At 69.0% G+C, this 6,022-nt stretch carries 6 protein-coding genes; 3 read left to right on the top strand and 3 right to left on the bottom strand.

From position 1 onward, the window contains the following. On the bottom strand, positions 1-1,175 hold a 1,175-nt coding region (gene rpsA, locus ABWO84_RS08745), incomplete at its 3' end, for a 30S ribosomal protein S1 (protein WP_353114134.1). A gap of 190 nt (positions 1,176-1,365) precedes the next feature. Here rpsA and ABWO84_RS08740 point away from each other — a divergent pair. Beyond that, positions 1,366-2,292, top strand: coding sequence for a 5'-3' exonuclease (locus tag ABWO84_RS08740; RefSeq protein ID WP_353114133.1), 927 nt, complete (start codon positions 1,366-1,368; stop codon positions 2,290-2,292). A gap of 1 nt (position 2,293) precedes the next feature. Here ABWO84_RS08740 and ABWO84_RS08735 read toward each other — a convergent pair whose 3' ends face one another. Next, positions 2,294-3,280 (bottom strand): PHP domain-containing protein, encoded by a 987-nt coding sequence (locus tag ABWO84_RS08735; RefSeq protein ID WP_353114132.1) that lies wholly within the window; start codon positions 3,278-3,280, stop codon positions 2,294-2,296. Positions 3,281-3,287: 7 nt separating this feature from the next. Further along, positions 3,288-4,352, bottom strand: coding sequence for an anthranilate phosphoribosyltransferase (gene trpD, locus ABWO84_RS08730; RefSeq protein ID WP_353114131.1), 1,065 nt, complete (start codon positions 4,350-4,352; stop codon positions 3,288-3,290). A gap of 184 nt (positions 4,353-4,536) precedes the next feature. On the opposite strand from trpD, the gene ctaE reads away from it, so the two are divergent. Continuing rightward, positions 4,537-5,190 carry an aa3-type cytochrome oxidase subunit III gene (gene ctaE, locus ABWO84_RS08725; protein ID WP_502915405.1) on the top strand — a complete coding sequence of 218 codons (654 nt, stop codon included), beginning with the start codon at positions 4,537-4,539 and terminating at the stop codon, positions 5,188-5,190. Positions 5,191-5,209: 19 nt separating this feature from the next. Then, positions 5,210-6,013: a cytochrome bc1 complex diheme cytochrome c subunit gene (gene qcrC / locus ABWO84_RS08720; protein ID WP_353114130.1), complete on the top strand. Its 804-nt coding sequence runs from the start codon at positions 5,210-5,212 to the stop codon at positions 6,011-6,013. The last annotated feature ends 9 nt before the right edge of the window (positions 6,014-6,022 follow it).

Here is a 6,022-nt window from a genome sequence, read left to right as displayed (position 1 = left end):
TTCTCGTCGTACTCGGCGAGCATGCCGTACAGGGCCGGGTCGAACTCGGTGCCGTAGGGGTCGACCGAGTCGTTGGCCTGCTTCAGCGACAGCGAGATGCGACGGCGGTCGAGGTCGATGTCGATGACCTTGACGAAGACCTCTTCGCCCACCGACACGACCTGCTCGGCCAGCTCGACGTGCTTGCCGGACAGCTCCGAGATGTGCACGAGGCCCTCGATGCCGTCTGCGACGCGCACGAACGCACCGAACGGAACGAGCTTGGTGACCTTACCCGGCGTGACCTGACCGATCGCGTGGGTGCGGGCGAAGACCTGCCACGGGTCCTCCTGCGTCGCCTTCAGCGACAGGGAGACGCGCTCGCGGTCGAGGTCGACCTCGAGGATCTCGACGGTGACCTCCTGGCCCACCTCGACGACCTCGCTGGCGTGCTCGATGTGCTTCCACGACAGCTCGGAGACGTGCACGAGGCCGTCCACGCCGCCGAGGTCGACGAATGCACCGAAGTTCACGATCGACGACACGACGCCCTTGCGGACCTGCCCCTTGTGCAGGTTGTTGAGGAACGTCGTGCGCGACTCGGACTGCGTCTGCTCGAGCAGCGCGCGGCGCGAGAGCACGACGTTGTTGCGGTTCTTGTCGAGCTCGAGGATCTTCGCCTCGAGCTCCTGGCCGAGGTAAGGAGTGAGGTCGCGGACGCGGCGCAGCTCGATGAGCGACGCGGGCAGGAAGCCACGCAGGCCGATGTCGACGATGAGGCCGCCCTTGACGACCTCGATGACGGTGCCGGTGACGACGCCGTCGTTCTCCTTGATCTTCTCGACGTCTCCCCAGGCGCGCTCGTACTGCGCACGCTTCTTGGAGAGGATCAGACGGCCTTCCTTGTCCTCCTTCTGGAGGACAAGGGCCTCGACCTCGTCGCCGACCTTGACGACCTCGTTGGGGTCGACGTCGTGCTTGATGGAGAGCTCGCGCGAGGGGATGACGCCCTCGGTCTTGTAGCCGACGTCGAGCAGAACCTCATCGCGGTCGATCTTGACGATCGTGCCCTCGATGATGTCGCCGTCGTTGAAGAACTTCAGAGTCTTCTCGACCGCGGCCAGGAAGTCCTCGGCAGATCCGATGTCGTTGATCGCGACCTGCTTGGTGGCCGGGGCGGTCGTTGCGCTAGTCATGTAGTGGGTTGTCCTTGTAATGGATGGTCGGGCCCCGGGACACGGCCGACGGCGGCCGTTGTTGCCGTCTCAGGGCGGATGGTTGGTGATTGCGATGCCACGAAGGCACGCGGAGGCGCGCCACGAGTGACACTTCAGGCTACCAGATCCTGCGGGTGCCGCGCACGGTGCGATATGGGAGGCTGATCCCATGACGGACCGCCTCATGCTCCTCGACACGGCCAGCCTCTACTTCCGGGCGTTCTACGGAGTGCCCGACACGGTGAAGGCCCCGGACGGGCGGTCGGTGAACGCTGCGCGGGGGCTCCTGGACATGATCGCCAAGCTCGTCTCGACCTACCGTCCGACCCATCTGGTCGCCTGCTGGGACGACGACTGGCGTCCGCAGTGGCGGGTCGACCTGATCCCGAGCTACAAGACGCACCGCGTGGTGGAGGCGGTGGCCGGCGGGCCGGACGTGGAGGAGGTGCCGGACCCCCTGGAGGAGCAGATCCCCCTCATCCGCGCGGAGCTCGCTGCGCTCGGCATCCCGGTGATCGGCGCGGCGGAGCACGAGGCCGACGACGTGATCGGCACCCTCGCGACCCGGTCCGCGGACCCCGTCGACGTGGTGACGGGCGACCGCGACCTCTTCCAGCTCGTCGACGACGCGAGCGGGGTGCGGGTGATCTACACCGCGCGCGGCATGAGCAACCTCGAGATCGTCACCGACGAGACGGTGGTCGGCAAGTACGGGGTGCTCCCCGCTCAGTACGCGGACTTCGCGACGATGCGCGGCGACGCGTCGGACGGGCTGCCCGGCGTCAAGGGCGTCGGTGAGAAGACGGCGGCGTCCCTGCTGCAGGCGCACGGCGACCTCGCGGGCATCCGCACCGCCGCCGCGTCCGGCGAGGGCATGAGCGCCGCGGTGGCCAAGAAGTTCGCCGAAGCCTCCGACTACCTCGACGTCGCGCCGACGGTCGTGAAGGTGGCGACGGAGCTCACCCTCCCGGCGCCGGACTCCCGCCTGCGTCCCCTCGACGCCGCACGGACCGCCGCGGCCAACGAGCTCGCCGAGCAGTGGAACCTCGGCACGTCGATGACGCGGGCGGTCACCGCCCTCGCCGAGACCGCCTGAGCTACTCCGCCCAGGCGCGCAGACGATCGAGCCCCCAGGTGGTCACGATCCTCGCGGCGGGCACCCCCGCCTTCTCCGCCCGCGCGGCGCCGTGATCGAGCAGCGACAGCTGCCCCGGGGCATGCGCGTCGGAGTCGATCGAGAACAGGCACCCCTCGGAGAGCGCGACCCCGATCAGGTCATCGGGCGGATCCTGCCGCTCCGGACGGGAGTTGATCTCGACGGCGACGCCGTTCTCCGCGCAGGCGGCGAACACCGCCCGGGCGTCGAAGACCGAGGGCGGCCGCGTGCCCCTCTCCCCCTGCACCAGCCTGCCGGTGCAGTGACCGAGCACGTTCACGTGCGGGTTCGAGACCGCGGCGACCATCCGACGCGTCATGGCGGCGGAATCCATCCTCAGCCCGGAGTGGACCGAGGCGACGACGACGTCGAGCTCCTCCAGGAGCGCGGATTCCTGGTCCAGGCCTCCGTCGTCGAGGATGTCGACCTCGATCCCGGCGAGCACCGACAGCCCGCCGCCGGACAGCTCGCGCACCAGCGGGATCTGTCGGCGGAGCCGCTCGGCGGTGAGGCCGCGGGCGACGCGCAGCCGCGGCGAGTGATCGGTGATCGCCAGGTACTCGTGGCCGAGCGCTCGCGCGGCCTCCGCCATCGTCTCGAGGGGCGTCGCGCCGTCGGACCACTCGGAGTGGCAGTGCAGATCACCGCGCAGCGCGGCGCGCAGGGCGGAGCGCAGTTCGGGCTCGACGGCGCCGCGCAGCTCCACGAGGTAGTCGGGGACCCCTCCTTCGTCGGCCTGACGGATCACCGCGAAGGTCGACTCGCCGATGCCCTTCACCGAACGCAGGCGCGTGGCATCCCTCCGCACATCCTCCGGGAGATCCTGCAGCACCGCGGCGGCCTGACGGAACGCCTTCGCCCGGTAGCGGGACGCGCGCTCGCGCTCCAGGAGTGCGGCGATCTCCAGGAGCGCGTCGACGGCGTCCACGATGGCCTCAGGCCGACGCGAGATCTCTGGTGGCGGAGACCCACTCGTCGAGCTTCGCCGCCGCCCTGCCGTCGTCGATCGCCGCGGAGGCGCGTGCGAGGGCGTCGCGGAGCCTCTCCACGATCGGCACCTGGGTCAGGCTCGCGTCACGGGACAGCTCGAACGCGGCGATGCCCGCCGCGGCGTTGAGGAGCACGATGTCGCGCACCGCGCCCCGCTCCCCCTCGAGCGTGCGGCGCAGCACGCCGGCGTTGTGCTGGGGCGATCCGCCGATCAGGTCGGCGAGGTCGGCGAGGGGGATGCCGAGATCACGCGGATCGAGGTCGTGCTCGTGGATGTCGCCGCGGGCGACCTCCCAGATCCGGCTGTGCCCGGTGGTGGTCAGCTCGTCGAGGCCGTCGTCCCCGCGGAACACCAGGGCGGTCGCGCCCCTGGTGCGGAACACGCCGGTGATGAGCGGCACGCGGTCGAGCTGCGCGACGCCCACCGCGTTCGCCTCGGCGCGGGCGGGGTTGCAGAGCGGACCGAGCATGTTGAAGACGGTGGGCACGCCCAGTTCGGCGCGGACGGCGCCCGCGTTCTTGAAACCGGGATGGAAGGCGCCGGCCCAGGCGAAGGTGATCCCGGTGCGCTCGAGCACGGAGGCGACCGCCTCGGGGGCGAGCGAGAGATCGAGTCCGAGCGCGGCGAGCACGTCGGACGAGCCGGAGGAGGAGCTCGCGGCCTTGTTGCCGTGCTTGACGACGGGGACCCCGGTCGCGCCGATGATGATCGCCGCCGTGGTGGACACGTTCACGGTGCCCACGCGATCGCCGCCGGTGCCGACGATGTCGAGCACGTCCGAGGACACCGGGAGCGGCACGGCCGCCTCCAGGATCGCGTCGCGGAAGCCGACGACCTCGTCGATCGTCTCCCCCTTCGCCCGCAGCGCGACGAGGAAGCCGGCCAGCTGCGCCTCGCCGACCCTGCCCTGCATCACCTGCCGCATCGCCCAGGTCGACTCCCAGACGCTGAGGTCCTGACGCTTGAGCAGCGTGGTGAGCAGATCGGACCAGGTCAGGGTGTCAGCCATGACTGCGATCCTATCGGCGGGATTCCGAGCGACGCACCGCCGGAAGGCCTTCATGACGTCACGGGTCTGACTGGGATCTCCCTGCATATTCGCAGTGCATTCTTAGGTTCCCCTAAGTCCCGGATCAGGGAAACGACCCCCGGCGGTGCAAGAATCGTCGTCGCGAATCGGCCATAATGGAACCGTGACCACCTCAGCGACGTATGCCCCGGCTGCCCGAACGATCAAGCGGCCAAACCCGGTAGCTGTCGGCACCATCGTGTGGCTCGGCAGCGAGGTGATGTTCTTCGCGGGACTCTTCGCGATCTACTTCACCCTCCGCAGCACCTCCCCCGAACTGTGGGGCGACCGCACGCCGATGCTCAACGTGACCTTCGCGGCGATCAACACCGCCGTCCTCGTCGCGTCGTCGTTCACGTGCCAGATGGGTGTCTTCGCCGCCGAGGACCTGCAGCCCTACCGCCTCCCGAAGGGCCAGCTCAACGCGGCGGGCCGCCGCCGCCTGTTCGGCTGGGGCATGGTCGAGTGGTTCTGGCTCACCTACGCGCTGGGAGCGATCTTCGTCTCCGGTCAGGTCTGGGAGTACGCCCAGCTGGTCGCCGAGGGCATGCCGATCCAGGCCGACTCCTACGCCTCCGCGTTCTATCTGACGACCGGCTTCCACGCCCTGCACGTCACCGGAGGCCTCATCGCGTTCCTGCTCGTCATCGGACGCGCGTACGCGGTCAAGAACTTCACGCACAAGGAAGCGACCACCTCGATCGTCGTGTCGTACTACTGGCACTTCGTCGACGTCGTGTGGCTGGTCCTCTTCGGCGTCATCTACTTCCTGAAATAAGAGCGGAGCGATACCCGACATGGCACGAGAGAAGAAGCACCGCTCGCGCGGGCGCCGCAGTCCGTTCGCCGCAGCCGCGCTGATCGGCGCCGGACTGTTGATCACCGGAGGCGTGTACGCCGGCGCGTCCGCCGCCTTCGCGTCCAACGACCAGCAGACGGCTGCCACGACGCAGCTCACGGCTGCGGACGGCGAGAAGCTGTTCAACGCGAACTGCGCCACCTGTCACGGCATGAACCTCGAGGGCACGGGCCAGGGTCCGAGCCTCGTGGGCGTCGGCGAGCTCGCCGTCGAGTTCCAGCTCGCGACCGGCCGCATGCCGCTGCAGATGCAGGGCCCCCAGGCTCCGCAGAAGAAGCCGCAGTTCACCGAGGAGCAGATCAAGGCGATGGCTGCCTACGTGCAGTCGGTCTCCCCCGGCCCGACGTATCCGAAGGACGAGGTCCTCGACGGCAAGGGCGACGTGGCTCGCGGCGCGGAGCTGTTCCGCGTCAACTGCGCGATGTGCCACAACGTCGCCGCTGCCGGTGGCGCCCTCACGGAGGGCAAGTACGCTCCGGCCCTGACCAGCACCAGCGCGCTGCACATGTACGCCGCCATGGTCACCGGTCCTCAGAACATGCCCGTCTTCGGCGACATGTACCTCGACGACACCGACAAGCGCGACATCATCTCGGCACTGCTCTACCAGCAGGACGCCGTGCAGATCGGCGGCTTCACGCTCGGGTCGCTGGGCCCTGTGTCCGAGGGCCTGTTCATCTGGATCTTCGGAATCGGCGCGCTGGTCGCCCTCACCGTGTGGATCACGGCGAAGTCCAACTGACGCATCTAC

The organism is Microbacterium sp., assembly GCF_040394595.1.
Lineage (GTDB): Bacteria > Actinomycetota > Actinomycetes > Actinomycetales > Microbacteriaceae > Microbacterium.
Note: the sequence above shows the minus strand (reverse complement) of the source record. Positions and strands in the feature narration are given on the sequence as shown.